General features: G+C 70.3%; 30 protein-coding genes and 1 pseudogene. 19 read left to right on the top strand and 12 right to left on the bottom strand.

From position 1 onward, the window contains the following. A pseudogene (locus E4P42_RS25105) lies at positions 1 to 187 on the bottom strand (hypothetical protein); the annotation flags it as partial. Positions 188 to 410: 223 nt separating this feature from the next. On the opposite strand from E4P42_RS25105, the gene E4P42_RS25110 reads away from it, so the two are divergent. Next, positions 411 to 1,703, top strand: a complete 1,293-nt coding sequence (locus tag E4P42_RS25110; protein ID WP_135129175.1) for a cytochrome P450 — start codon at positions 411 to 413, stop codon at positions 1,701 to 1,703. Here E4P42_RS25110 and E4P42_RS25115 read toward each other — a convergent pair. Next, positions 1,624 to 1,971, bottom strand: coding sequence for a hypothetical protein (locus E4P42_RS25115; protein WP_135129177.1), 348 nt, complete (start codon positions 1,969 to 1,971; stop codon positions 1,624 to 1,626). The genes E4P42_RS25110 and E4P42_RS25115 overlap by 80 nt on opposite strands. A 109-nt stretch (positions 1,972 to 2,080) precedes the next feature. On the opposite strand from E4P42_RS25115, the gene E4P42_RS25120 reads away from it, so the two are divergent. Genes E4P42_RS25120 through E4P42_RS25135 form a run of 4 tightly spaced genes read left to right on the top strand, consistent with a single transcriptional unit; the run spans position 2,081 to position 4,848 of the window. Next, positions 2,081 to 2,980, top strand: a complete 900-nt coding sequence (locus E4P42_RS25120; RefSeq protein ID WP_245234223.1) for a helix-turn-helix domain-containing protein — start codon at positions 2,081 to 2,083, stop codon at positions 2,978 to 2,980. Next, the gene (locus tag E4P42_RS25125; protein WP_135129181.1) at positions 2,977 to 3,399 is read left to right on the top strand and encodes a lipoprotein LpqH; all 423 of its coding nucleotides are present in this window, start codon (positions 2,977 to 2,979) and stop codon (positions 3,397 to 3,399) included. Before E4P42_RS25120 ends, E4P42_RS25125 begins: the two co-directional genes overlap by 4 nt. Positions 3,400 to 3,448: 49 nt before the next feature. Beyond that, on the top strand, positions 3,449 to 4,168 hold the full coding sequence (locus tag E4P42_RS25130) for a FadR/GntR family transcriptional regulator (protein WP_135129183.1): 720 nt from the start codon (positions 3,449 to 3,451) through the stop codon (positions 4,166 to 4,168). Next, positions 4,165 to 4,848 carry a sterol desaturase family protein gene (locus E4P42_RS25135; protein ID WP_135129185.1) on the top strand — a complete coding sequence of 228 codons (684 nt, stop codon included), beginning with the start codon at positions 4,165 to 4,167 and terminating at the stop codon, positions 4,846 to 4,848. Before E4P42_RS25130 ends, E4P42_RS25135 begins: the two co-directional genes overlap by 4 nt. Here the strand turns inward: E4P42_RS25135 and E4P42_RS25140 are convergent. Beyond that, the gene (locus tag E4P42_RS25140) at positions 4,832 to 5,596 is read right to left on the bottom strand and encodes a L,D-transpeptidase (protein ID WP_135129186.1); all 765 of its coding nucleotides are present in this window, start codon (positions 5,594 to 5,596) and stop codon (positions 4,832 to 4,834) included. The two genes, E4P42_RS25135 and E4P42_RS25140, sit on opposite strands and share 17 nt — an antisense overlap. Before the next feature lie 113 nt (positions 5,597 to 5,709). Then, entirely contained in the window at positions 5,710 to 6,318 is a 609-nt protein-coding gene (locus E4P42_RS25145; protein ID WP_135129188.1) for a Pr6Pr family membrane protein, read from the bottom strand. A 68-nt stretch (positions 6,319 to 6,386) separates the two neighbouring features. Here E4P42_RS25145 and E4P42_RS25150 point away from each other — a divergent pair, with 68 nt between their 5' ends. Next, complete coding sequence (locus tag E4P42_RS25150) at positions 6,387 to 7,847, top strand: peptide MFS transporter (RefSeq protein WP_135129190.1); 1,461 nt, start codon at positions 6,387 to 6,389, stop codon at positions 7,845 to 7,847. A 4-nt stretch (positions 7,848 to 7,851) separates the two neighbouring features. On the opposite strand, the gene E4P42_RS25155 is transcribed toward E4P42_RS25150, so the two are convergent. Then, on the bottom strand, positions 7,852 to 8,787 hold the full coding sequence (locus E4P42_RS25155; protein WP_135129192.1) for a threonine/serine dehydratase: 936 nt from the start codon (positions 8,785 to 8,787) through the stop codon (positions 7,852 to 7,854). Positions 8,788 to 9,017: 230 nt separating this feature from the next. On the opposite strand from E4P42_RS25155, the gene E4P42_RS25160 reads away from it, so the two are divergent. Together E4P42_RS25160 and E4P42_RS25165 are read left to right on the top strand one after the other, a co-directional pair. Then, positions 9,018 to 10,673, top strand: a complete 1,656-nt coding sequence (locus E4P42_RS25160; RefSeq protein ID WP_135129194.1) for a fatty acyl-AMP ligase — start codon at positions 9,018 to 9,020, stop codon at positions 10,671 to 10,673. Between the two features lie 9 nt (positions 10,674 to 10,682). Then, positions 10,683 to 11,111, top strand: coding sequence for a thioesterase family protein (locus E4P42_RS25165; protein ID WP_135129196.1), 429 nt, complete (start codon positions 10,683 to 10,685; stop codon positions 11,109 to 11,111). Between the two features lie 9 nt (positions 11,112 to 11,120). Here E4P42_RS25165 and E4P42_RS25170 read toward each other — a convergent pair whose 3' ends face one another. Then, the gene (locus tag E4P42_RS25170) at positions 11,121 to 11,975 is read right to left on the bottom strand and encodes a cyclopropane mycolic acid synthase family methyltransferase (RefSeq protein WP_167759623.1); all 855 of its coding nucleotides are present in this window, start codon (positions 11,973 to 11,975) and stop codon (positions 11,121 to 11,123) included. Positions 11,976 to 12,259: 284 nt separating this feature from the next. On the opposite strand from E4P42_RS25170, the gene E4P42_RS25175 reads away from it, so the two are divergent. From E4P42_RS25175 to E4P42_RS27615, 4 genes are read left to right on the top strand one after another with little or no spacing between them, the layout of a single operon-like run. After that, on the top strand, positions 12,260 to 12,475 hold the full coding sequence (locus tag E4P42_RS25175) for a hypothetical protein (protein ID WP_135129200.1): 216 nt from the start codon (positions 12,260 to 12,262) through the stop codon (positions 12,473 to 12,475). Next, entirely contained in the window at positions 12,472 to 13,041 is a 570-nt protein-coding gene (locus tag E4P42_RS25180; protein WP_167759626.1) for a chorismate mutase, read from the top strand. Before E4P42_RS25175 ends, E4P42_RS25180 begins: the two co-directional genes overlap by 4 nt. A 17-nt stretch (positions 13,042 to 13,058) precedes the next feature. Beyond that, on the top strand, positions 13,059 to 13,889 hold the full coding sequence (locus E4P42_RS25185) for an SDR family oxidoreductase (RefSeq protein WP_256371214.1): 831 nt from the start codon (positions 13,059 to 13,061) through the stop codon (positions 13,887 to 13,889). Between the two features lie 37 nt (positions 13,890 to 13,926). Further along, positions 13,927 to 14,052 (top strand): hypothetical protein, encoded by a 126-nt coding sequence (locus E4P42_RS27615; RefSeq protein ID WP_256371215.1) that lies wholly within the window; start codon positions 13,927 to 13,929, stop codon positions 14,050 to 14,052. 4 nt (positions 14,053 to 14,056) lie between these two features. Here E4P42_RS27615 and E4P42_RS25190 read toward each other — a convergent pair whose 3' ends face one another. Beyond that, complete coding sequence (locus tag E4P42_RS25190) at positions 14,057 to 14,938, bottom strand: TIGR03854 family LLM class F420-dependent oxidoreductase (RefSeq protein ID WP_135129204.1); 882 nt, start codon at positions 14,936 to 14,938, stop codon at positions 14,057 to 14,059. Between the two features lie 109 nt (positions 14,939 to 15,047). Here E4P42_RS25190 and E4P42_RS25195 point away from each other — a divergent pair, with 109 nt between their 5' ends. The 4 genes from E4P42_RS25195 to E4P42_RS25210 all read left to right on the top strand — a co-directional run bounded on the left by E4P42_RS25195 (position 15,048) and on the right by E4P42_RS25210 (position 18,769). Further along, on the top strand, positions 15,048 to 15,506 hold the full coding sequence (locus E4P42_RS25195) for an SRPBCC family protein (RefSeq protein ID WP_135129206.1): 459 nt from the start codon (positions 15,048 to 15,050) through the stop codon (positions 15,504 to 15,506). Next, positions 15,503 to 16,927: a glycosyltransferase family 39 protein gene (locus E4P42_RS25200; protein ID WP_245234224.1), complete on the top strand. Its 1,425-nt coding sequence runs from the start codon at positions 15,503 to 15,505 to the stop codon at positions 16,925 to 16,927. The genes E4P42_RS25195 and E4P42_RS25200 overlap by 4 nt, the downstream gene beginning before the upstream one ends. A gap of 112 nt (positions 16,928 to 17,039) precedes the next feature. After that, positions 17,040 to 17,444 carry a hypothetical protein gene (locus tag E4P42_RS25205; protein ID WP_209305872.1) on the top strand — a complete coding sequence of 135 codons (405 nt, stop codon included), beginning with the start codon at positions 17,040 to 17,042 and terminating at the stop codon, positions 17,442 to 17,444. 41 nt (positions 17,445 to 17,485) lie between these two features. Beyond that, on the top strand, positions 17,486 to 18,769 hold the full coding sequence (locus tag E4P42_RS25210) for a cytochrome P450 (protein ID WP_135129210.1): 1,284 nt from the start codon (positions 17,486 to 17,488) through the stop codon (positions 18,767 to 18,769). Here E4P42_RS25210 and E4P42_RS25215 read toward each other — a convergent pair. Next, positions 18,732 to 20,084, bottom strand: coding sequence for an NAD(P)/FAD-dependent oxidoreductase (locus E4P42_RS25215; protein ID WP_135129212.1), 1,353 nt, complete (start codon positions 20,082 to 20,084; stop codon positions 18,732 to 18,734). The genes E4P42_RS25210 and E4P42_RS25215 overlap by 38 nt on opposite strands. 58 nt (positions 20,085 to 20,142) lie before the next feature. Between E4P42_RS25215 and E4P42_RS25220 the strand changes: the two genes are divergently transcribed. Next, complete coding sequence (locus E4P42_RS25220; protein WP_245234225.1) at positions 20,143 to 20,778, top strand: TetR/AcrR family transcriptional regulator; 636 nt, start codon at positions 20,143 to 20,145, stop codon at positions 20,776 to 20,778. A 67-nt stretch (positions 20,779 to 20,845) separates the two neighbouring features. Further along, complete coding sequence (locus tag E4P42_RS25225) at positions 20,846 to 21,946, top strand: hypothetical protein (RefSeq protein ID WP_135129214.1); 1,101 nt, start codon at positions 20,846 to 20,848, stop codon at positions 21,944 to 21,946. Position 21,947: 1 nt separating this feature from the next. Here the strand turns inward: E4P42_RS25225 and E4P42_RS25230 are convergent, their stop codons facing one another. The 4 genes from E4P42_RS25230 to E4P42_RS25245 form a co-directional block, all read right to left on the bottom strand. Next, the gene (locus E4P42_RS25230; protein ID WP_135129216.1) at positions 21,948 to 22,643 is read right to left on the bottom strand and encodes an HAD family hydrolase; all 696 of its coding nucleotides are present in this window, start codon (positions 22,641 to 22,643) and stop codon (positions 21,948 to 21,950) included. After that, positions 22,640 to 23,134, bottom strand: coding sequence for a hypothetical protein (locus E4P42_RS25235; RefSeq protein WP_135129218.1), 495 nt, complete (start codon positions 23,132 to 23,134; stop codon positions 22,640 to 22,642). Before E4P42_RS25235 ends, E4P42_RS25230 begins: the two co-directional genes overlap by 4 nt. Before the next feature lie 110 nt (positions 23,135 to 23,244). Next, the gene (locus tag E4P42_RS25240) at positions 23,245 to 23,925 is read right to left on the bottom strand and encodes a YoaK family protein (protein WP_135129220.1); all 681 of its coding nucleotides are present in this window, start codon (positions 23,923 to 23,925) and stop codon (positions 23,245 to 23,247) included. 35 nt (positions 23,926 to 23,960) lie between these two features. Beyond that, entirely contained in the window at positions 23,961 to 25,067 is a 1,107-nt protein-coding gene (locus E4P42_RS25245) for a glycosyltransferase (RefSeq protein ID WP_135129222.1), read from the bottom strand. Between the two features lie 326 nt (positions 25,068 to 25,393). On the opposite strand from E4P42_RS25245, the gene E4P42_RS25250 reads away from it, so the two are divergent. After that, the coding region (locus tag E4P42_RS25250) for a DUF222 domain-containing protein (protein ID WP_135129224.1) at positions 25,394 to 25,838 on the top strand (445 nt) is incomplete at its 3' end.

Consider the following 25,838-nt stretch of genomic DNA (forward strand, 5'->3'; position numbering starts at 1 on the left):
CGGCCACCGAACCCAGCGGCGCGGCCGGCGGCGCCTCGGCGGGCAACGCCGGCGGCGCCGGAACGGGTGGCGGGGCAGGCGCGGCCACCGGATCGGCACCCGCGGCGGGCGACACCGCGAGCACACCCATCCCGATACCCACACCCAACGCGGCACAGGCGGCCACTCGGCGCACATAGATCGCCATACCGGTCTCCCCTCGAGCTCTGGTGAACTGGCTATTCGATTGTTCTCCCCGGCGGCCCGCTTTGTTACAGAAGTGGCCAACGTTTTCGCCGCCGAGCGCGGCACGGTGGACAGCAACACGTTTCACTTCCGGTTTTCCCCATCCCGCCACGGGCGTCGCCATCAGTGGTGTAGCAATGCGTTACCGACACGAGAAGACGTCGTCTTAGGAGATGCCCGCGGTCATGAGCAGCGATGCACGCACCCCGAACCTCCCACCGGGATTCGACTTCACCGATCCCGACATCTATGCCGAGCGGCTTCCGGTCGAGGAGCTGGCCGAGATGCGTCGCGTCGCGCCGATCTGGTGGAACGAACAACCGATCGGTGCGGGTGGATTCGACGACGGCGGCTTCTGGGTGGTCACCCGCCATCACGACGTAAAGGAGGTGTCGCGCCGCAGCGACGTGTTCTCCAGCCTCGAGAAGACCGCGCTGCCGCGCTATCGGGACGGTACCGTCGGCGAACAGGTCGAGCGGGGCAAGTTCGTCCTGCTCAACATGGACGCACCGCACCACACCCATCTGCGCAAGATCGTCTCCCGGGCGTTCACCCCGCGGGCAGTGGAGAAACTGCGCGCCGAACTCGGCGCCCGCGCTCAGCAGATCGCCAGGGATGCCGCCGAACAGGGCTCGGGTGACTTCGTCGAACAGGTCTCGGCCGAACTGCCGCTGCAGGCCATCGCCGGGTTGATGGGGGTCCCTCAGGAGGACCGCAAGAAGCTGTTCGACTGGTCGAATCAGATGGTGGGCGATCAGGACCCGGAGTTCGCCACCAACGACGCCATCGGCGCATCGGTCGAGCTGATCATGTACGGGATGCAGATGGCCGCCGACCGCGCCGCCAACCCGGGTGACGACCTGGTCACCAAGCTGGTGCAGGCCGACGTCGAGGGACACAAGCTCTCCGACGACGAGTTCGGGTTCTTCGTCATCCTGCTCGCCGTCGCGGGCAACGAGACCACGCGCAACTCCATCACCCAGGGCATGATGGCGTTCACCGACTTCCCCGACCAGTGGGAGTTGTTCAAGCGCGAGCGCCCGGCGACCGCGGCCGACGAGATCGTCCGCTGGGCCACCCCGGTGACGTCTTTCCAACGCACCGCGCTCGCTGACACCGATTTGTCCGGGGTGCCCATCAAGAAGGGGCAGCGGGTGGTGATGTTCTACCGCTCGGCGAACTTCGACGAGGAAGTCTTCGACGACCCGTTCCGATTCGACATCCTGCGTGACCCCAACCCGCACGTCGGATTCGGCGGCACCGGGGCGCATTACTGCATCGGGGCGAACCTGGCGCGGATGACCATCGACCTGATGTTCAACGCGATCGCCGATCACATACCCGACCTGACGCCGCTGGCCCGGCCGGAGCGGCTGCGCTCCGGGTGGCTCAACGGCATCAAACACTGGCAGGTCGACTACACCGGCGCGGGGGCGAAACAGGCTGTCGGGCAGGAGAGCTCGCGGGGTAGTCGATGACGGAACGCCAGTAGTCCTCGGGAATCTCGGTGTTGGTCCGCAACACGATCGCCAGGCCGGTGGCCATGGCGATGCCGAGCACGCCGAGCCACAGCCCCGCCAGCGCGATGACCACCCACAGCGCCGTGGTCAGCGCCGGCCACGGTGAGACGACGATGAGCGCGGGCGCGAAGAAGAAACCCGCGCCGATGTACCAGGCGGATCCGGCGCGGTCACAGCGCAGCACGAACCGCAGCCAGCGGGGAATGGTGGTGTCAGTGGACGTCATCGGTGGGCTCCTCTCGCGTCGACACCACCACCGTCACCCGCGCCGGGTAGGCGGGGCAATTACCCGGGAAGTAATGGCGGCGACGCAGTCGGCGGGTCACACTGTGCCCATGACTTCGGCGCCCATGACCGCAGCCGGGCCCATGAGCGCCGCGCCGACGCCGCCGCCGTTCGGGGCGGTGCTCCGTGACTGGCGCCGCCGCCGGCGGCTCAGCCAGCTCGAGCTCGCGATCGAGGCGGACGTGTCGGCCCGGCACGTCAGCTTCATCGAAACCGGCCGGTCGGCCCCCAGCCGCGCGATGGTGCTGCGGCTGGCCGCGGCGCTGAGTGTGCCGCCGCGCGAACAGAATCGACTGCTCATCGCGGCCGGGCTCGCACCGGTGCACCCGGAACGCACGCTCGACCACCCGGATCTGGTCGCCGTCCGCGACGGGGTGCAGCGGTTGCTCGCGGCCTACGAGCCGTATCCGTGTGTCGCCGTCGACCGGAACTGGGACATCATCACGGCCAACGCCGCCACCGCGGTCCTGCTCGACGGGGTGTCCGACGCGCTGCTCACGGCGCCGAACGCGGTGCGGCTGGCCCTGCATCCGGACGGGCTCGCCCCGCGCATCGACAACCTCGGGCAGTGGCGTCATCACCTGCTCAGCCGGTTGCGCCGGGAGGTGGCGGCCAGTGGTGCGGCGGAGCTGGCGGCACTGCTGGCCGACGCGGAGTCCTATCCGGGCACCGAGGCGGAACCGTCCGGTGCGGCGGAGGTGGCCGTGCCGCTGCGGTTGCGGACCCGCGACGGCGCGCGGTTGACGTTCCTGAGCACCGTGACGACCTTCGGCACCGCACTGGATCCCGCGGTGTCGGAACTGAGCATCGAGGCGTTCCTGCCCGCCGACGACGCGACGGCCGCGGCGCTGGTTTGTCGCGCGGGCGTGCCGGGCAGACCGCAGGCGGATTCCGCTTCGGCGCCACACCGGCCGGGTGGCGTAGTCGACGAAACAGAGGTAGCTTCGTGAAGAACCGGACCCTGCTCGCACTCGGTGCCGCATGTGTGGCCGTCACGGCGGCGTGTGGCGCACCACCGGCCGCCCTGGGCAGCCGTACCGCGCAGCTGACCGTCAACGGCGACAAGCTCGCCGAACCGGTCCCGGTGGAGTGCAGTCAGGTGGGGTGGACGTGGCTGATCTCGAGCTTCGGCAAGGACGCCCCCGGCTTCACCGCGTCGGTCTCCACGGGCGAGACGATGGAGGCGCATTCGGTGCAGCTCAACGACGTCGACGGGTTCACCGGCGCCTACTGGGAGGGCACCGTGGGCGACGGGCGGGCGAGCATCAACAACGGTGCGATCACGATCAGCGGGACCGCCGAGGGGTCGTTCGCCGACAATCCCGACAGCGGCTCGGAAGCGACGTACGAGATCACCACGAAGTGCTGACTGGTCAGACCACTTGACCTCTGTCCGGTAATGGTGTCATGCTTTCGGCATGGCACTGCAACCGGTGAACCGTCGCTCCGTTCCGGAGGATGTCTTCGACCAGATCGTTTCCGAGGTGCTCAGCGGGCAGATGAAGCCCGGTGAGAGCCTGCCCAGCGAACGTCGGTTGGCCGAGGTTCTGGGCGTGTCCCGGCCGGCGATTCGCGAGGCGCTCAAGCGGCTGACAGCCGCGGGGCTGATCGAGGTTCGCCAGGGCGATACGACGACGGTCCGCGACTTCCGCCGGACCGCGGGGCTCGACCTGCTCCCCCGCCTGCTGATGCGCGGCGGTGACCTGGACGTGTCCGTCGTCCGCAGCATCCTGGAGACCCGGCTGCACAACGGCCCGAAGGTCGCCGAACTGGCGGCCACCCGCCGCGGCCCGGAGCTCAGGGGACTGCTCGACGAGGCCGTCAAGGCACTGGAGGGGGAAACGGATCCCGTTGTCGCGCAACGGCATGCGCTCACCTTCTGGGATCACGTCGTCGACGGTGCCGATTCCATCGCATTCCGGCTGATGTACAACACGCTGCGGGCCACCTACGAGCCGGCGCTACCCGCCCTGGCCACGATGATGGCCGCCGAAGTCGGCCGCCCGCAGGCCTACCGCGCGATCGCCGACGCGATCAGCGCCCGCGATGCGGCCGGCGCCCGCGATTCGGCGGTGGCCCTGCTCGCCCCCGCCACCACCGCGTTGCTCGACGCGCTGAACACCCTGGAGGAGCGATGACCACCACCCCGGCCCGGCCCGCCCGCCGGTCGTTCACCCTCGCCGACGCCGCACGCGAGTTCTGGCGGCACCCGTCGCCGTGGCTGATCGCCGCCACGCTCGTTACGGCCTCCTGCGCCCGCGCGGCGGTCGGTGACTGGCAGTACACCGATGCGCTGGTGCCGGTGGCGATGCTCGCGGTGTTCCCGTTCTTCGAATGGGCGGTGCACGTCTGCGTGCTGCACTGGCGGCCCCGGACCGTCGGCCGGTGGCGCCTCGACCCGCTGCTGGCCCGCAAGCACCGCGAACACCACGTCGACCCGCGCAACGTGCCGCTGATCTTCATTCCGTGGCGTGCGCTGCTGTGGGTGCTGCCGGTGGCGGTCGCGGTGGCCTTTCTCGCGTTCCCCCGGCCGGGCCTGGGGCTGAGCTTCCTGGTGTTCCTCACCGTGCTCGGGCTGGGCTACGAATGGTGTCACTACCTGGTCCACAGCGATTACCGGCCCCGGTCGGCGCCCTACCGCGCCGTCTGGCGCAACCATCGTCAGCATCACTTCAAAAACGAGCACTACTGGTTCACGGTGACCACCGCGGGCACTGCGGACCGCGTGTTGGGCACCTACCCCGATCCCGCCGCGGTCGCGACGTCACCGACCGCCAAGAACCTGCACGGCGCCGCGCCGGTCAGGCCTGGACGATGACCGGATCGCCCATCCCGACCATGTCGAAATACCACGCGGCATTGTCCGGGCTGAGGTTGATGCACCCGTGGCTGACGTTGGCGTAGCCCTGTGAACCCGTCGACCAGGGGGCACCGTGGACGTACACACCACCCCAGGTGATGCGGACGGCGTCGTACACGGTGAGCTTGTAGCCCTCGGGGTCGTCGAGCGGGATGCCGATGGTGCGCGAATCCATCACGACGACCGACTCCTTGCCCAGCACCCGGAACGTGCCCGTCGGCGTCGGGAACTTCGGCTTGCCCATCGAGGCCGGCATCTCGCGCACCACCTGGTCGTCGACGCTGACCGTGAAGGTGTGGGCGTCGATGTCGGCGACACCGACCACTGCGGCGCCGGTCTCGAAGTTGGCCGCGAAATCGCCTGAGGACACCGAGATCGGCGAATGCGCCGGCCAGAACCCGGTCGGATTCCATTGCAGCTCACTGTCGCTGAGCCAGGTGAACTCGCCGGGTGGGGTGGCCGGGCTCTCGATGAGCACCGAGTCCTCGGCCGCCGCGCGGTTGGCGACGGGGGCCGCGAAGCGCAACGTGACCGGGTGGGCAACCCCCACAACGGCTCCCGTTGCGGGTTCCATCGATGCCACTCGCGGCGTGGTCACCGACGCCGCGTATCCGGTCGCCACGGCGGGCGACACGACGGACACCGACATCGTCACCGCGACCGCACCGATGACCGCGGCCAGTGAGCGAACCGTCGTTCCCAGCATGGTGCCAGTGTAGGTGCTGCCGTCGGGCACAGCCCGGAATCGCCGGTCGACCCGCCCTGGCGCTGAACGTGAAAGTCCCACGTTCATACATCGTCGGGAGCGCGGCCATCGTTTCACGACGACACCGCCGCCGGCCGCCGTCCGAATGCCAGCAGCGCATAACCGAGCCCGAGGAAGACGCCGCCGAGCAGGGCGATGTTCACTGCCACGGTGGTGGTTCCGACGCTGTCGGGGTCCAGGAAGTAGTACGGCACCCGTCGCCCCGCGCGGTCGAGCACGGCGAGTGCCACCAGCACATAGCAGCCCGGATACAGCAGCCACAGCCACGGATACCACCACCGCACCGCGGACTGCCCGCCGCGTGCGAGCACCCATTCCGCCACCGCGAGCACCGGCACCACGACATGCAGCAGGAGATTCGCCGGCGTGTAACCCATGCTGTAGTCGGTCAGGAACAGGTTCCACACCAGCCCGGCCACCACGACGTACACCACCACGGCGCCGCGCAGGGCCGAGCGGGCATCGGTGCGCGCCGACAGCAGCGTCATCGCGTAGAAGCCGGCGGCCAGCACGTTGGCCTGGTAGGTGAACGTGATCAACCGCCACAGCACCCCCGACCGCGAGGTGAGTTCGACGGCCACCACGGCGAGTACGACGGCGACCACGATCGCCAGGCGGAGCAGAACCCGCGTGGTGTGGACGGAGGCGCCGGAGACGGTCATTGCAGCGAGGGTAGCGCCGCGCTGTGCGTCCCCTCCCGGTTCACAGGCGGCCGTGGCAGGGTGGGGCGATGGCTGACGCGCGGCAGGCCACGGCGGATTCGCGGACCCTGTTCGGCCACCCGGTGGGGTTGGCGAACCTGTTCGGAGTCGAGTTGTGGGAGCGGTTCTCCTTCTACGGGATGCTGACCATCCTCGGCTACTACCTGTACTACTCGGCGACCGACGGCGGTCTCGGGCTGCCGCAGAGCACCGCGACCGGCCTGGTCGGGGCCTACGGCGGGCTGGTGTACCTGTCGACCGTATTGGGCGGCTGGATCGCCGATCGGCTTCTCGGCATGGAGCGCACCGTGTTCTACGGCGGCGTCGTCGTGATGGCCGGACACATCGCGCTGGCGATCGTGCCCGGGCTGGCCGGGGTCGGGGTCGGCCTGGTGCTGGTCGCGCTCGGTTCCGGCGCCCTGAAGGCGAATGCGTCCTCGCTGCTGGGCACCCTCTACGCCAAGGGCGACCCGCGCAGCGACGGCGGGTTCACGCTGTTCTATCTCGGCATCAACCTCGGCGCGTTCACCGGCCCGCTGATCACCGGGCTCCTGCAGACCCAGGCCGGGTTCCACTACGGCTTCGGTGCGGCCGCGGTCGGGATGGCGCTGGGCCTGATCCAGTACGTCGTGTTCCGGCGCAATCTCGGCGGGCACGGACGAGACGTGCCCAACCCGCTGCCGCGCAGCGCGTACGGCAAGATCGCCGGCGCGGCGGCGGCCGCCGTGATCGTGCTGGCCGCGGTCTTCGCCACCGGGGTGGTCTCGCTGGCCAATCTGTCGCTGATCACCACCGGGGTCATCGCGGTCGCCTCGATCCTGTACTTCGCGGTGTTGCTCACCAGTGAGCGGGTTGATGACGTCGAACGGACCAGGGTCAGGGCGTTCATCCCGCTGTTCGTCGCCAACGTGGTGTTCTGGTCGCTCTTCCAGCAGATCTTCACCGTGCTGGCGGTGTATTCCGACGAGCGGATGAACTGGTCGATCTTCGGGTGGACGGCGCCGTCGAACTGGATCGGCTCCATCGAGCCGGTGTGGATCATCCTGCTCTCGCCGCTGTTCGCGATCCTGTGGACCCGGATCGGCGATCGCGCGCCGACGACTCCGCGCAAGTTCGCCTACGGCGTCATCGGCATGGGTGTCGCGTTCCTGCTGTTCCTGCCGATGTCGGGCACCACCGTGCGGGCGGTGCCCGCCCTGCTGGTCGTCGGCATCATGGCGGTGTTCGCGATGTCCGAGCTGATGCTGTCACCGATCGGCCTGTCGGTGACCACCAAGCTCGCACCACGGGCATTCCGCGCGCAGATGATGGCGCTGTACTTCTTCTCGGTCGGCCTCGGCACCGCGCTGTCGGGCGTACTGGCCAAGTACTACGACCCGGCGGCCGAATTCGCCTACTTCGGCATCCTCGGCCTGGTGGCCATCGTCGCCGGCGTGCTCGTCTTCCTGGTGTCGCCGTGGATCAGCCGCCAGATGGAAGGCGTGCACTGACCGGTCACTCGGCCAGAATCTGTTGTAACAGCGTGGTTTCGATGTTCCCGCCGGACACCAGCACGACCGTGCGGCCGGCCGGTGCGGTCCGGCGGTAGCCGGCCAACGGCACCGCGCCGCTCGGCTCGCTCACCAGATGTGCGCGCAACGCGAGTTCGCGGACCGCGCCGCGGATCTCGTCCTCACTGACGGTGACCATCTCGTCGAGCACCTGCCGCAGGTGCGCGAACGTCAGGTCCGAGGGCTGCGAGCGCAGCCCGTCGGCGATCGTGCGGTTGCGGTCGGCGATCGGCCAGTCGACCCGGTGACCCAGGCGCAGCGCCTCGGCGGTGTCGGCGGCCAGCTCCGGTTCCACGCCGTACACCCGGGCGCGCGGGCACAGCGCCTTGATCGCAGTGCCGACGCCCGAGGCGAGCCCACCGCCGCTGACCGGGATGAACACATGCTCGACGTCGGGCAGATCCTCGGCTATCTCCAGGCCCGCGGTGCCTTGACCGGCGATGATGTCCGGATGGTCGAACGGTGGCACCAGCACGCCGCCGGTCTGCTCGACCACCTCGGCGGCCACCGCCTCACGCTGCCCGGCCCCGCACAGCACGACTTGCGCGCCGTGTGAGCGGGTGGCGTCGACCTTCACCCGCGGCGTCTCCTCCGGCATCACGATGTGGGCGGGCACCCCGTACCGCGCCGCGGCATAGGCGACCGCCTGCGCATGGTTGCCGCTCGAGTAGGCGACGACGCCACGGGCCCGGACCTCGGGTGCCAGCCGCCCGATGGCGTTGAACGCGCCGCGCACCTTGAACGCGCCGATGGGCTGCAGGTTCTCGGCTTTCAGCCACAACTCCCCGGCCCAGGCGGCGGGAAGCAGCGGAGTGCGCACGATGTCGCCGCGGACGCGTTCGGCGGCCGAGCGGATGTCGTCGATGGTCACGAGTTGCACGCCGACCAGTCTGCCTGGGCGGCCGACCGGGCCCGGCCCGGCGGGTTGCGCCGTCGACGCCACGTCTCGGGTTAGGCTGCACCCGTCGTAGGTTCCTCGCGTGCCCGTCCCACGGTTGCCGTCTGCGATAGTGCGCATACTGACGGGAGCGTCTCCATGACGCCCATCACCACCACGTCCCCCTGTCCCCGCCGGCCGGTCACCGCTGACCGGCCCGGAGGTGGGCGCCGATGAGCCGCTTCACCGCCACGATGTTCGCCAACGCCGCCACCAGCAGCAACGGCATGGTGACCGGCGACCCGGACAACCCGGTGCGGCGCACCTGGGGCGAGGTGCACGAGCGGGCGCGGTGCATCGCCGGCGGCCTCGCCGATTCCGGCGTCGGCCACGGCGACGCGGTCGCGGTACTGGCCGGCGCACCCGAGGAGATCGCCCCGACGGCACAGGCGTTGTGGATGCGCGGCGCCAGCCTGACCATGCTCCATCAGCCCACCCCGCGCAGCGACCTGGCGGTCTGGGCCGCCGAGACCGCGGGTGTGGTCAGGGTGATCGACGCCAAGGCCGTGGTGCTGTCCGACCCGTTCCTGGCGGCCGCGCCGGTGCTCGAACAATTGGGCATCCCGGTGCTCACCGTCGCAGCGCTGCTCGGTGGGCGACCGTCCGACCCGGTGGCCACCGGCGACGACGATGTGGCCTTGATGCAGTTGACCTCGGGCTCGACCGGGTCGCCCAAGGCGGTGCACATCACCCACCGCAACATCGTCGCCAACGCCGAGGCGATGTTCGAGGCCGCCGACTACCGCATCGACTCCGACGTCATCGTCAGCTGGCTGCCCCTGTTCCATGACATGGGTATGACCGGATTCCTCACCGTCCCCATGTATTTCGGCGCCGAGCTGGTAAAGGTCACGCCGCTGGACTTCCTGCGCGACGTGCTGCTGTGGGCGCGGCTGATCGACAAGTACCGGGGCACGATGACGGCGGCGCCGAACTTCGCGTGGGCGCTGCTGGCCAAGCGGCTACGCCGGCAGGCGACACCCGGGGAGTTCGACCTGTCCTCGCTGCGCTTCGCGCTGTCGGGGGCTGAACAGGTCGATCCCGGCGCGGTGGAGGACCTCTGCGAGGCGGGCGCCCCGTTCGGGCTCGATCCGGACGCCATCCTGCCGGCCTATGGGATGGCCGAAACCACTGTGGCCGTATCGTTCTCGGCTCTGGGCACCGGGTTGAACGTGGACGAGATCGACGCGGACCTGTTGTCCGCCTTCGACCGGGCGGTCCCCGCCGTGACGGGCCGCACACGCCGGCTGGCATGTCTGGGCGAGCCGCTGGGCGACATGGTCGCGCGGGTGGTGAATGCGGACGCCGAGGTGCTGGGCGCCCGTGCGGTCGGGGTCATCCAGGTCCGCGGATCGTCGCTGAGTCCCGGTTACACGACCGCCGCGGGGTTCTACCCGGCCCCCGACGATTGGGGCTGGTATGACACCGGCGACCTCGGCTACCTCACCGAGGACGGCCGAATCGTGTTGTGCGGCAGGGTGAAGGACGTGATCATCATGGCGGGGCGCAACATCTTCCCCACCGACGTCGAACGTGCGGCGGCCCGCGTCGACGGTGTGCGGTTCGGGTGTGTGGTGGCGGTCCGGCTCAACGCCGGCCATCCCCGCGAGACCTTCGCCGTCGTGGTGGAGGCGGCCTGCTGGGACGAGCACGAGCAGGTGCGCCGGCTCGAACGGGAGGTGGCCCATGCGGTGGTCGCGGACGTCGACATGCGCCCGCGCAAGGTGACGGTGGTGGCGCCGGGCACCATTCCGAAGACCCCGTCGGGCAAACCCCGGCGCGGCCTGGCCAGCGCACTGGTCGAGGGGCCGGCACCGGCCGGCCGTTAAGGTGGGCCGGTGGCGCCCGAGACGACACCGCGGCCGCGGTTCACCCTGCCGATCGTGCCCCGCTACTCCGAGATCGACCAGCAGGGCGTGGTGTTCAACGGCCACTACCTCACCTGGTTCGACGAGGCGTGCACCGCGTTCCTCGACCACATCGGCGTCACGTATCCGTCGCTGATCGGCGCCGGCGTCGACTTCCAGGTCGTGCACAGCGAGATCGACTACGCCGCACCGGTGCGCTGGCGTGACGACGTCGGTGTGGGCGTGCGGTGCGAGCGGGTCGGCACCACCAGTTTCACACTGGGCTTCGACGTGCTCCGCCACTCCGACGACACCCCCGCGGTGACCGGCCGCAACGTCTACGTGGTGGTCTCCACCGACGACTGGCGCAAACGCGAACTTCCCGAGTCGCTGCGCGCCGCGCTGTCCGCCGGCGGCTGAGTGCCGGGCTCAGCCCTTGGTCAGCGTGAACTGGCAGACGTCGATATAGCCGTCGCGGAACAGGTCGGCGCAGCCGGTCAGGTACTTCATGTACCGGTCGTAGACCTCTTGCGACTGGATCCGGATGGCCTCGTCCTTGTGCGCCTCCAGGGCCGCCGACCAGTGATCGAGCGTGCGGGCGTAGTGCAGGCGCAGCGGCTGCACCAGCTGCACCGAGAAGCCGGCGGCGGTGGCGCGGTCCTTGACCAGATCGACCGACGGCAGGCGGCCGCCCGGGAAGATCTCATCCATGATGAACTTGAAGAACTTCAGGTGCTTCATCGTGATCGGCAGCCCGCGCTCTTCGACCTCTTCCTTGCTGGCCTGCACGATGGTGTGGAGCATCATCACACCGTCGGCGGGCAGCGCGTTGTAGGCCATCTTGAAGAAGTCGTCGTAGCGGTCGAAGCCGAAGTGCTCGAACGCGCCGATCGACACGATGCGATCGACCTTGCCGTCGAACTGCTCCCAACCCTCCAGCCGCGCGACCCGGGAACGCTCGGTGTCCATCGCGTCGAAGGTCTTCTGTACGTGCGCCTGCTGGTTGCGGCTCAGCGTCAGGCCGATCGCGTTGACGTCGTAACGTTCGATCGCGCGCCGCAGCGTGGCGCCCCAGCCGCAGCCGACGTCGAGCAGCGTCATTCCGGGCTGCAGACCCAGCTTGCCCAGCGACAGGTCGATCTTGGCGAGCTGCGCCTCCTCCAGCGTCATGTCGTCGCGCTCGAAGTAGGCGCAGCTGTAGGTCTGCGTGGGGTCGAGGAACAACCGGAAGAAGTCGTCGGACAGGTCGTAATGAGACTGGACGTCCTCGAAGTGAGGAGTCATGTCCTTGTTGTCACTTGTGGTGTTCGGCACAGCTTGACCTTCTGACGTGTTGATTCTGTTTCCTCCGGCGTGCCCCCGCATGCTCGAGAGCCGTCCCCCGGGTCATCTGCGCAGCACAGTACCCCACCGCGCGGCGGGCCCTGGAATCACTGCGGCGGGCCGGCCCGTCGGTGAGCCGCCCGGTGTTTCGCCGTGCCGGTGCCGGGTTACCCGCGACAGGCGGTCCGCCTCATTACTGTGGAGGCGGCGTGATCAGACCACCTCAGCACGGGAAGGGAGACCTCATGACCACCGCGGGTGACCCGGCTTTCGGCGAGGAGGCTCCGGAGGCCGACGTCGTCGAGCAGCGGCTTCCGGTCGACGCCGACGCCGACGAGGAGGGCGGCCTGGACCCCGCCCAGGTGTCGCCGTCGCGCAACTGGGAGGCCAGCGAGGCCGACCTGATCGAGCAGTCCATCGCCGTACCGCTGTCCGACGACGACCCGGAGTTCGACCGCTGAGCGCCCGGCGCCGCTGCGGCGGCTGGCTCGCCGTCGCCTCGGTGGTGGCCGCGCTCGCCGGCGCTCCGCCGGCGTCCGCGGCCGATGGCGGCCCGCTCACTGCGCTCGTCGACGCGGCCGCGGAGCGGCTGGGCACCGCCGAGGCGGTCGCCGCCAACAAGTGGAACACCAAGGGGCCGATCGAGGATCCCGCGCGGGTGGCGCAGGTGCTCAACGCGGTTGCGACGGACGCCACGGCCCGCGGGGTGGATCCCGCTCGGGTCCGGCGGATCTTCACCGACCAGATCGGTGCGACGGAGGCCATCGAGTACACCCGCTTCGCGCAGTGGAAGCTCGACCCCGCCGCGGCCCCGGCCACCGCACCGGACCTGGCTGCGTCCCGCTCGGTCATCGACGGCCTCAACCGGGCAATGGTCGAGCAGATGGCGGCGCACTGGCCGGTCCTGACGTCGCCGGACTGTCCCGCTCGGGTGCGGGAGGCCACCGACGCGGTGTCCGCCGCACGGGTTCTCGATCCGCTGTACCGTCAGGCGCTGACGTTCGTGACCCGGGGTTACTGCGGCTGACGTGCCACGATGATCCGGTGACGACGAAGTCGATATTCATCACCGGCGCCGGCAGCGGGATGGGACGCGCCGGCGCACAACTCTTCTGTGCCCGCGGCTGGCGGGTCGCCGCGGTGGATCGGAACGAGGCCGGGTTGACCTCGCTGGCCACCGGCCTGGCCGGCGACCGGCTGTGGACGCGGCAGGTCGACGTGACCGACAAGGCGCAACTCGACGCCGCGCTCGCCGACTTCTGCGGCGAAGACGGCGCCCTGGACATGATGTGGAACAACGCCGGGATCGGTGAATCCGGCTGGTTCGAGGACGTGCCCTACGAGGCGGCGATGCGGGTGGTCGACGTCAACTTCAAGGCGGTGCTGACCGGCGCCTACGCTGCGCTGCCGTATCTGCGGCGGGCACCGGGCAGCCTGATGTTCTCCACGTCGTCGTCCTCGGCCACCTACGGGATGCCCCAGATCGCGGTGTACTCGGCGACCAAACACGCGGTGAAGGGGCTCACCGAGGCGCTCAGCGTGGAGTGGCAGCGTCACGGGGTGCGGGTCGCCGATGTGCTGCCCGGCCTGATCGACACCGCGATCCTGCGCGAGACCCCGAACCATTCGGCCGCGGCGTCGCCCGCGGGCCGGTCCGGCGGTGACCCCACCGCATCGGCGCCCCGGCGCGGACCGTTCCGCCTGATGCCGGCCACCAGTGTCGCCGAGGCGGCGTGGGCGGCCTACCACGACCAGCGCCGGCTGCACTGGTACGTGCCCGGCAGTATCCGCTGGCTGGACCGGATGAAGGCGGTCAGTCCGGAGTTCGTGCGCGCTCAGATCCGCAGGGCACTGCCGCGCCTGACCGCGCGCTGAGGCGTTTCGGTCCGATCGCCACGGGTACGCGGCGGCCATGAGCACCGATCCCGCGGACACCGGCCAGGATCCCGACGCTGATCCGCAGATGAAGCAGAGCGCGGCGCCGACGCAACAGGATCAGGCCGAAGGCGAGGACGACTCGTCGGAGACCGCGTCGTGAATGGTTAGTTCTCGCGTGGTAGCAGCTCGGCGACGAACCGCTCGATGAACGCGCCTGCGGGGACGTCGCCGGCCGGGCGGATCACGAACTTGCTCAACCCCGCGTCGATGTAGGCGTCGAGCTGGCGGTGCAGCGCCGGCCAGTCCGGTGCGAACAGGTCCGCGGGTTCGGCGTCCGGGCGCCGGCGGCGCACCGCCTCGACCACCGCGGCGGGCAGCGTTCCGTCACCGACCGCGAGGCTGATGCCGTAGTGGTCGGCCTCGATCTCGCGCCCGTGCTCGTGCGCCACCCGTTCGATCTGCTCGCGACCGCGGCGCGCCTCGTCGGGGGTGAGGAAGCTGCCGAGCCAGCCGTCGCCGTAGCGGCCGATCCGGCGGAACGCCGCGGGCGCCGCCCCGCCCAGCCAGACGTCGAGCGGGCGGCTGGGGCGCGGACCGACGGCGACCTCGCGCACCGAGAAATGCTCGCCGGCGAAGTCGACGCTGGGCTGGTCGAGCACCGAGCGCAGCAGCTCGAGCGATTCGTCGAAGACCGCGCCGCGGCGGCCGGCGGAGACGGGGAAGACGTCGCGTTCCGCCGGGATCGCCGACTGCAGGCCGAACACCGGCAGCACTCGTTTCGGCGCGAGCGCGGCGAGCGACAGCAGCTGTTTGGCGACGCGCACGGGGTGCCGGCCGGGCAGGATCGCCACCGAGGTGCCGGCCTTGAGCCGTGACGTCCGGCTCAGCGCGTGCGCCATCCCGACGACCGGGTCGACCGCGTCGGTGTACAGCAGTTCGGAGAACCAGACCGAGTCCACGCCGGTGGCCTCGAGGTGGTCGACGATGCCGGTCAGGTCGGCCGGGTGGGTCTCTGCGCCGAGCCCGACGCCGAACCGGATCTTCACGGGTCCATCGTGCCCGAGCCGCCGGATGTACCCGGTACGCCCGCGGTGAGCGAGCTTCTCTGGCACGCTGCGGGTGCACTCCCCCACGCCCCGACAGAAGGGACATCACGTGCAGGGCTCCGTGACCGTGGCGATGAAGGCGCCGGCCGACAAGGTCTGGGATCTGGTCGCCGACGTCCGCAACACCGGCCGCTTCTCCCCGGAGGTGATCGAGGCCGAATGGCTCGACGGCGCCACCGGACCCGCACTCGGGACCCGCTTCCGTGGCCATGTGCGGCGCAACGAGATCGGCCCGGTCTACTGGACGACCTGTCGCGTCACCGCCTGTGATCCGGGCCGCGAGTTCGGGTTCGAGGTGCTCGTCGGCGACCGCGCGGTGAACAACTGGCACTACCGCTTCACCCCGGTCGACGGCGGCTGCGAGGTCACCGAGTCGTTCCACCTGACCGCATCGCCGTTGACGCGTGCGTTCGCGGTGCTCGGCGGCCAGTTGCGGGTCCGGCGCAACCTGCGGGACATGCGAAAGACCTTGGAGCGCATCAGAGACGTGGTGGAAGCCGGGCAGTGAAGGCCGTGGCGCCGTTCGCCGCGGCGCCGGTGTGCGCCGTCGCCGCCGCGGTCGCGGCGGTGCACGCTGCGGCGGCGGTCCTCGGGGACGACTACTGGTTCGACGAGGCGTACATGCTGGCGATCGGCCGGTTCCACCTCGACTGGGGGTCGGCCGATCAGCCACCGCTGACTCCGGTACTGGCCGCCGCGATGGATGCTCTGGCCGCGGATTCGGTGCTGCTGCTGCGCCTGCCTGCGGTGCTCGCCACCGCGGGTGCCGTGGTGATGGCCGCGCTGATCGCCCGTGAGCTGGGCGGTGACCGGCGCGCGCAGTCGGTGACGGCGGTGGCGCAGGCCACGGGCGTATGGGTGACTCTGAGCGGGCACTGGTTGACGCCGTACGCGCTCGAGCCCGTGCAGTGGTTGCTGTTGATCTGGCTGATGGTGCGGTGGGTGCGCACCCGTCACGACCGGCTGTTGCTCGCGGCGGGCGTGGTGGCGGGTATCGCGGCGCTGACGAAGTTCCAGGTCCTGCTCCTATGCGCAGTGCTGCTGGTGACCGTGCTGCTGTTCGGGCCGCGGGAACTGCTGCGCCGGCCGCTGCTGTGGGCCGGCGGTGCGGTGGGGGCGCTGGTGGCGGCGCCGACACTGTGGTGGCAGCACCGGCACGGCTGGCCCCAGCTTCAGATGACGCAGATCGTCGCCGGTGAGGCCGACGTGCTCTACGGTGGCCGGCCGGGTATCGCGGTGCAGCTGCTGGTGTTCGCCGGGTTGGCCGGCGCGGTGCTGGTGGCCTACGGGCTGTGGCGGATGGTGCGTGACGAGACGCTGCGCCCGTACCGCTTCGTCGCGGCGACATCAGTCGTGTTGTTCGTGGTGTTCGTCGCGACGGCAGGCCGCCCGTACTACCTGTGCGGGTTGTACGCACCGCTGGCCGCGGCCGGCGCGTTGGGATTTCAACGCAGACGCGAGTCGCGTCCGGCCGCGCGGCGGTGGGCGGTCTGGCCCGCCGCGGCCCTCAGCGTCGCGGTGGCCGCCGGGGCGCTGGCGCTGTCGGTGACGTTCACCCGGTCGGATGTCGGCGAGCGGATCGCCCGCGACACCGGCGCGGCATACGGCACGCTGTCCGCCGATGAGCGGGCGCGGACAGCGGTCATCGCCGAGTCCTATGTCGTCGCGGCGTATCTCGACGCCCACGCCCACCGGCACGGCCTGCCGCGGGCGTTCAGCTTCAGCCGCAGCTACGGCTACTTCCCGCCACCGGAGCCCGACCACGACAGCGCGCTTTACGTCGGCGCCGACGACAGCCGGGTGCGGCCGTTCTTCGCGGACTCACGGATCGTGGCCCCCATCGGCGACGACATGCACGTGTACCTGATGACCGATCGCCACCGGCCGTGGCCAGAGATCTGGGCGCGACTGCAGACCCTTACGGTGTGATGACGCACGCGGCGGCGTGTTTTCGTCCGTGGCGTGCGGGTACTTCGGTGCGGTGACTGAGCAGCCCGACGACACCGCCGCCGCGGACAAGCCCGCCGACTACGACCGCAAGCTGCCCGACGACATCTCCGACGACACCGTGGAAGCGGTGGGCTCGGTATCGGAGGCGCTGGAGTGGGTGGAGCGGGCCCGCGGGCATCTGTACACCTTCCACCAGTTGATGGGACGCGCCGACCTGCTGCTCGGTGAAGCCTGCGACGACCTGCGCGACGCCGGCCACGCGGAGGTGGCCGACCGCCTGGAGACCGAGATGGTCGGGCGTAATGTGCTCTACGGCCGGTGGACATTCCAGATCGTCGAGGACTTCGACGACAACTACTGGTCGGTGTTCCGCGAACACGAGCGCCGGGTGCGCGAGGAACTCACTCAGGGCCACCGGCACGTCTTCGAGGCCCGGATGAAGGAAGACCGGCGCACCCACGGCCGGCGCGGGCACGAGGGCCGGCCCGAGGGTTAGGCTCGTCGCCGTACTCCTTTCAGCGAGGAAAGGCGGGCGACGTGGGTATCGCGACTCGGGTCAACGGGGCGGAGCCGCCCCACGTTCCCCTGGCCGAGGTGGACCTCGGCTCGTGGGACTTCTGGGCGCTCGGCGACGACATCCGCGACGGCGCCTTCGCCACGCTGCGCCGGGAGGCCCCGGTCTCGCACCACCCGGAGTTCGTCGCCGAGGGCATGACGCCGGGACGCGGGCACTGGGCGATCACCCGGCACGACGACATCTTCTACGCCAGCAGGCATCCGGACATCTTCAGCAGCGCGTCCGGCATCACGATCGGCGACCAGAGTCCGGAGCTCAACGAGTATTTCGGCTCGATGATCGCGATGGACGATCCGCGGCACAGCCGGCTGCGCAACATCGTGCGCAGTGCCTTCACGCCGCGGGTGCTCGCGGTCATCGAGGACTCGGTGCGCGAGCGGGCCCGCCGGCTGGTCTCGGACATGGTCGCCCGGCACCCGGACGGCAACGCCGAACTGGTGACCGAGCTGGCCGGTCCGCTGCCGCTGCAGATCATCTGCGACATGATGGGTATCCCGGAGGCCGACCATCAGCGGATCTTCCACTGGACGAACGTGATTCTCGGTTTCGGTGACCCCGACCTGACCACCGACTTCGACGAGTTCGTGGCCGTTGCCATGGACATCGGCGCCTACGCCACGGCGCTGGCCGACGACCGGCGTGCCCGCCCGGCCGACGACCTCACCACCAGCCTGGTGCAGGCCGAACTCGACGGCGAAAGGCTCACCTCCGCGGAGGTGGCGTCGTTCTTCATCCTGCTGGTGGTGGCGGGCAACGAGACCACCCGCAATGCCATCACCCACGGTGTGCTGGCGCTGAGCCGCTATCCCGAGCAGCGCCGGGACTGGTTCGACTCCTACGCCGAGGTGGCGCCGACGGCCGTCGAGGAGATCGTGCGGTGGGCGTCGCCGGTGGCGTACATGCGCCGGACCCTCACCAGGGACACGGAGCTGAGCGGGGTGCGGCTGTCGGCGGGTGACAAGGTGACGCTGTGGTACGGCTCGGCCAACCGCGACGAGGCGAAGTTCGCCGACCCGTGGATGTTCGACGTACGGCGCCAGCCGAATCCGCACGTCGGGTTCGGTGGCGGCGGTGCGCATTTCTGTCTCGGCGCCAACCTCGCCCGCCGGGAGATCACCGTGGCGTTCGAGGAACTGCACCGCCAGATTCCCGACATCGCGGCCACCGAGGAACCCGACCGGTTGCAGTCGGCGTTCATCCACGGCATCAAGCGGTTACCGGTCGCCTGGACCCCGCCGCGGTAGCCGCCGGGTCACCGCACAGCTGCGCGAGTTCGGCGGCGGTGGGTCCCGGCGGTACGGCAGGCCGCCAGCCGCGCGCGTAGATCTCGTGCGCGCGGGACCGGGCCGGCGCCAGGCCGGCCGGCAGCGCCTCCATGCGCGCGTACGGTTCGACGAGGGGCCGCAGTGTGGGATCGGCGTCCGCCGCCGCGACGACGAGGTCCGACGGCAGCGGGCGGGTCGGGTCGATGCCGGCGCCCGACCAGCGGCGCAGGCGTTCGGCGTCGGCGTGGCGGTGGTCGACGAACCAGGGCCGCAGCTCGGCCTCGCACCAGGAGTCGAAAGCCGTTGTGAGCGTGTCGGTGTCAGTCACGCCGCCGGGTGCGTCGTCGACTATCCCGAGAAGCGCCCGGGCCTGCCTGAACGCCAGCGTGACACCGCGCCCGGCCAGCGGCGTCGTCGTGCACACCGCATCCCCGACCGAGATGAGCCCGGGTAGGACCGGCGCACCGGTGGCGTCGGTCTGACGCCGGTAGCTGTTGTACAAGCGGCCGCCGGGCAGGACGGGCGTGATGGGCCGGGCGCGTCGCGGATCGATCCAATCCCGCAGCTGCGGCACCGCGCCGACCGCCGCACCGAATACCGCCGGATCACGCAGTTGACGCAGGCGGAGGTCCTGGCCGCCGTGGACCAGCGTGATCGAGAACGTGCCGCGGTCGTGGCGGAACGCGATCGCGGCATAGCCGGACATGCTCAGCGACAACCCGATCGGCGAGTTGACCGGTCCAGGTTCCGCGCCGTCGGTCAACCGGTACTGACGGCTGACGTACACGGCGCCGCAGTCGAGCGCCTCCCCGTCGGGCCGCAGCCCGCTGAGGTACCGCGCCGACCGGCCGGAGGCGTCGATCACCAGATCGGCGGGCAGGTCCTCACCGTCGGTGCGCACCCCGGCGACGCGCCCGGCCACCCACGCGGGCCCGTCGACGGATCCTGTGACCGTGCGGACCCCGGCCTGCCGGGCGGCGTGTGCCCACAGCACCCGTTCGAGGGTGGAGCGGCGGCACAGCAGCGCGGCCGGCCGCCCCGTGCTGTCGGTCCCCACCTCGGCGCCCATTGATTCCAGTGCAGCGAGCACGTCGGGCAGTTCGCAGCGCAGTGCGTCGATGACCGGGGCGCGGAACGTGTGCGCCTGGTCGAACTGCATGACGCCGCGCCGCCGCCACGGCCCGGTCGGCGGCGGTCCCGGGTCGCGGTCGACCAGCGTGACGGCGTGGCCACGACGCGCGAGCGCGATGGCGGTGAACAGCCCGGTGGGCCCGGCGCCGACGATGACCACCACGTCGGCCTCCTTTGGGGTAACCTGCGGTGTAACGAATACACCAAGAGTGGAGTCAATTGTGGGTGGTGTCAAGCGCGGCTATCAATCGGATCTGCGAGCGGCGCAGGCGCTGGCGACCCGCCGGGCGGTGATCGCCGCGGCGGCCCGCCTGTTTGTGGCCGAGGGCTACGGCGCCACCACCGTCGACGCCATCGCCGAAGCCGCGGGCGTGAGCCGCAAGACGGTGTTCACGGCGGTCGGCGGCAAGGCCGAGCTGCTCAAAGCCGCGCTGGATCGCGCGGTCGCCGGTGACGACGCCGCGGTCCCGATCATCGAGCGTGCCGACGTCCGGCGCGCGCTCGCCGCGGACGACCCCCACGTCGTCGTGCGCGGCGCGATCCGTGCCGCGGTGCAGATCAATGCGCGGGCCGCGGATCTGGCGCGCGTACTGGAGTCCGCCGCCGACGGCATCCCGGAGATGAAACCGCTGCTGGTCGAGGCGCGGGAGCAGCGGCTGGCCGACGCCCGTGCCGTCGCGCAGCGACTGGCCGCGATCGACGCGCTCGCCGGCCCGGTCGACGACGCCGCCGACGTCCTGTACGCCGCGATCGACCCGCACCTGTTCGACACGCTGGTCCGGCAGCGGGGCTGGGCACCGGCGCGCTTCGAGGCGTGGCTGGCCGACCTGGCGATCGGCCAACTGCTGCTGGGGTGACCGGCGTTTGCGTGCGCGGCGGACGGGCACCCCCGGTGTGTCCGCACACGTCCACGACGGGAGACTCATGCAATCCGAACGCTTCCGAACGCTCACCGAGGCGAAGGGACCGTACGCATCGGTGTACTTCGACGATTCGCACGACACCGAGGACGCGGCCGCGCAGCGAGACCTGAAATGGCGCGCGGTGCAGGGCGACTTGGAGGAGCAGGATGCGCCGGCGGAGCTGGTCGAGACCCTGCAGCAGGCGATCCTGGACAGCCCGCCGGCGGTGGGCCGCAGCGGCCGGGGCATCGTCGCCGGCGCCGACGGCATCCTGGTCAACGAGCACCTGATCCGGTCGCCCGAGACGCCGGTGGTGCGGGTGTCGTCGCTGCCCTACCTCGTCCCGATCGTCGAACACGGTGCGCTGCATCCCACCTACGTGATCGTCGCGGTCGACCATGCCGGCGCCGACGTCACGCTGCACCGGGGCCGCACCGTCGTCTCCGACACCGTCGACGGCGGCGGCTATCCGATTCACAAGGCCGACAGCGCCGAGACGCCGGGCTACGGCGATCCTCAGCGGCGGACCATGGAGGCCGGGCGCAAGAATCTGCGCGCGGTGGCCGACCGGTTGGCCGCGCTGGTCGACGACGCCGCGCCCGAGGTGATCTTCGTCGTCGGTGAGGTGCAGTCGCGGTCGGACCTGACGCCCACGCTCGAGGAGCGGGTGGCCGAGCGCGTGGTCGAGCTCGAGGTCGGCGCCCGGCACAGCGGTTTCGACGACGCAGACCTCCAGCACGCCATCGACCAAGAGTTCCTCAAGCGCCGGCTGGCCGCGATGAACGAGGTGGCAGAACAGTTCACGCAGGCGACGGGCCAGGGTTCGGGGCTCGCGACCGAGGGTCTGCACGGCGTCTGCGCGGCGCTGCGGGCCGGTGCGGTCGAATCGTTGATCATCGGGGATCTCGGCGACGCCACCGTGGTCGCCGGCGACGACCTGATGACCGTGGCGCCCAACGAGAATGTCCTCTCCGAACTGGGCGCCGCCCCCAGTCAGACGCTGCGCGCCGACGAGGCGCTGCCGATGGCCGCGATCCGGACCGGAGCGGCGCTGATCCGCACCGACGAGCGGATCAGCCCCGCCGACGGCGTCGCCGCGGTGCTGCGGTACGCGCTGCCCTGATTCAGGCCGTCAGCTCGGAGAGAGGGCTCTCGTCGAGGTGGGTGCGCAGGTCTGCGGCATTCTCGTAGACCGCCCGCGCACCCGCCTCGGTGAGCTCTCCCCGGGACACTCCGCCGCTGAGTAGACCGATCGCCGGTAACCCGGCACGTTCGCACGCCTCGATGTCCCACACCGCGTCGCCGACGAACACCGCCCGCTCGACACCGACACCCGCCCGGTCGAGCGCGACGTTGACGATGTCGGGCTGCGGTTTGGCGGTGTCGACGTCCTCCCCCGAGGTGAGCGCGGACACGACATCCTCACTGTCGAGGACTTCGCGCAGCACGGCCAGCTCGTCCTCGGGCGCCGACGTCGCCAGCACCACCTGCAGCCCCAGCTGCCGCACCGTGTCGAGGAGTTCACGGGCGCCGGGCAGCAGCCGCAACAGCCCCTTGCTGTCGAGGTAGTAGCGCGAGTGGCCGTCCTTGAGACGCGAGCGGGTGTCGTCGTCGGCATCCGGCACCAGCGAGTCCAGCAGTGTCGAGCCGTCCATCCCGATGCACCGGTGCACCCGCCACGATTCGACCGTCAGGCCCTCATCGGCGAACGAGCGGTGCCAGGCGTGCACATGCAGGTAGTTGGAATCGACCAGGGTGCCGTCGATGTCGAACAGCACCGCCGGTGCGGAACCGGCCGTGCTGGGGGTATCGGGGCTCACCGGGTGCGGTGATCGGCCGAGGTCCGGCCGTAGTCGGCGGTGCGCTGACCGTCGGGCGTCTGGCCGTAGCCGGTGCGCTGACCGTCGACTGCTTCATGCCTCCCGGCGACCGGCATGTCGCGCTGTCGGTCATCGGCATTCGGGGTGTGCGGGTCGAGTTCGTCGGCCAGCTTGCGGCGCTCGTCGAGCTCCTGGCGCGAAGTGGTCACGGCTTCCTGGTGCGTCGCCGCGACGTCGCGCAGGCGCTTGGCCTCGGCGGCCTTCGCGTCCGCCTCGGCCGCAGCGGCGCGGGCCTTGGCCTCGGCCTGCTCGGCGACCACGGCACGCTTCTCGACGCGCTGATGGCGGTCCTGCACCTCTTCGCGGATGCGCTCGGCCTCGTAGTGCCGGTGCTGGTTACGCCGTTTTCGAGCCATCGTCGCCAGGGCGGCGATCAGTAGCAGCGCCGCCACCACGGCGACGACGATCCAGATGACAGTGCTCGTAGCCACGATGGCTCCTCGGGTCTGTCGGGCATGGTCGGCTATTGACGATCCCGCTGATTGCGAGTGCCCGTCGTTGCCGGGCGCTAAACGGTGCCAGACGGTGCGATACAAGCGCGTCAGCGCATCACGCGCTCGTCGACGACGAACACCATGAGCGTCACCGCGAGGAACGCGGCGGCCACCCAGATCGCGTGCACGCCCCAGGCCCGACTGGCCACGGCACCCAGCACGGCGCCGAGCGCGAAGGCGACTATCACAGTGCCGTAGACGCCCGACGCGCGCCGCGACGGCGCATGCTTGTCGACGAAACCGTCGTATGCCGTTTCGACGACGCGCATCAGGTTCCCGGTCGTCGCGACGGGCAGGTAATTCAGGTCGCCGATGTTGCGGAACAGGCCGATCTGCATGGCGGCGAGAAAGGCGATCGGCACGGTGACGTAGGTGTGCGGCACGGTGGCGGGAACGAATCCGATGACCGCGAGCGTCGCGGCCTGAACGGCCATGGTCCAGCGCAGTGACCGCGGCAGGATCCGTTCCAGGCGACCGGATTTGATGTGGGCGGACAGGGCCACACCGGCGACGAAGGCCAGCAGCGGCCAGACGTGGGCCAGCGCGGCGCTGAACCTGCTGTCCGACAGGTCGATCGCGAAGAAGATGACGTTCCCGGTCTGGACGTTGGCGAACACCCCGCCGCGCGCGAAATACGTGTGGGCGTCCAAGAACCCGTTGGTCAGCGTGAGCAACAGGGCGAACCACAGCGTCCTGGTGCGTTCGGTGTCCGCTGGGATGGCGCCCATCGAGACAAGTTATCGCGGGTGACGCGGTGTGCGGGTCAGCGCGCGCCCATGGCGTCGAGCATGCCCGCCGCGGCGCGCGGCCAGGTGAATTGTTCCGCGCGGCGGCGCGCGTTGGTGCGGCGCAGCGACTCGGGGACCTGAATGACGTCGCTGACGGCCTTGGCGATCGCGTCCGGATCGTTGTCGGCGGCCACACCGCTGTCGTCAGTGAGGATCTCGGCCAGGGCGGACGTTCGGGACACCACCGCCGGTGTGCCGCAGGCGAGCGCTTCGAGCGCGGCGAGCCCGAACGTCTCGTGGGGACCCGGTGCGAGCGCGACGTCGGCTGACGCCAGAATCCCCGCGACGGTGTCGCGGCAGCCGATGAACCCGGTGAAGTCGACCGGGAGGCGGGCGGCCTGGCGCTCCAGACGGCTGCGCAGCGGCCCCTCGCCCACCACCACCAGGCGGGCGTCGACACCCTTGTCACGAAGGGATGCAACGGTATCGATGCTGCGGTGCGCGTGCTTCTCGACCGACAGCCGCCCGCAGTGGACCAGCAGCGTCTGCTCCGGCGCGGCCCACCGCTGTCGCAGCGTCTCCGACCGCCGGCTCGGGTGGAACTGCTGCAGGTCGACTCCCAGCGGCACCGTGACGACATTGGTCGCGTCGATGCGGTCGAACTCCCGGCGGGCGAAACCGGTGGTGCAGACGACGGTGTCGTAGTTGGCGGCGGTGCGCCGGTTGGCGAAGTTGGCGACGGCACGGGCCATCGGTCCGGGCAGGACCTGTCCGACCAGTCGGTCGAGCCGCTCGTGGGAGATCATCACCGTCGCCACGCCGCGCCGGCGGCCCCAGCCGCCCAGGGAGCGCAACGTCAGCCGGTCCGACACCTCGATCGCGTCGGGACCGAGCTGCTCGAGCAGCGACGTGACCGGGCCGGGCAGCACCGCACGGTAGCCCCCGGTGAATGGAATCAGGCGGGCCGGCAGGGAGATTCGGGTGACGCCCGACGGCAGCCGGTGCTCCTCGGCGTGGCGGCCGGGGACGACGAGGAAGACCTCGTGGCCGGCCTCGCAGTACTCGGCGCCCAGCCGGTCCACCGCCGTGCGCAGTCCCCCCGACCGCGGTCCGTAGAAGTTCGCGACCTGCACCACCCGCATGTGACGATCAGACCGGCAGCGTATGTGCGCATGCCCACGGCGCAACGACCGGCGCCTGAACGACGCGTGAACGATGCCACGGCTCAAGATCAACACGAGTCAGGCCGCATACGCCTCTCCCCTACTCCTTGCGGCGCCAGCTACTCCTTTTGGCGCGAGCGTGCGTGTTTGATGCTCGACACGCCGGTGTTTCGCGACATTCTGCGCACGCTCGTCGCGCGCGGGTGAGCGTGCGCGGGTGATGTGGCGAAAAAACTTGCCTCACTTTGGTTTCAGCAGTCACTCGGCGGCCCGGTTTGTCGGACCCTCGAACTAGTGTTCGAGACATGGAGTGGGAGGACGTCGAGGCGACGGTGAGCGCGTTCGAACGCGCCACCGACGCCCTGGCCGCCCTGCCCTACCACACCCTCACCGGCCGCCAACTCGGCCACCTGGCCGCCCGCTACGAACGCGCCCTCAACCGCCAACACGCCCTCGGCCACACCGTCCTCGCCGCCCTGCGCGACAACCTCACCTACCACGACTTCGACGGCGCCTCAGCGAAAAACGTCCTCGTCGAACTGCTGCACCTGGCCCCCGACGCGGCCGCCGCCCGAATCAACGACGCCGCCCTCCTCGGCCCCCGCCACACCCTGACCGGAGACAAACTCGACCCCGACATGGCCGCCACCGCCGCTGCGCTGGCCCGCGGCGACATCAGCCCCGCCCACGTCCGCCACATCAAAACCTTCCTCAAAGAACTGCCCCGCTGGACCGATCACGCCACCCGCA

The organism is Mycobacterium sp. PS03-16 (assembly GCF_004570325.1).
GTDB lineage: Bacteria > Actinomycetota > Actinomycetes > Mycobacteriales > Mycobacteriaceae > Mycobacterium.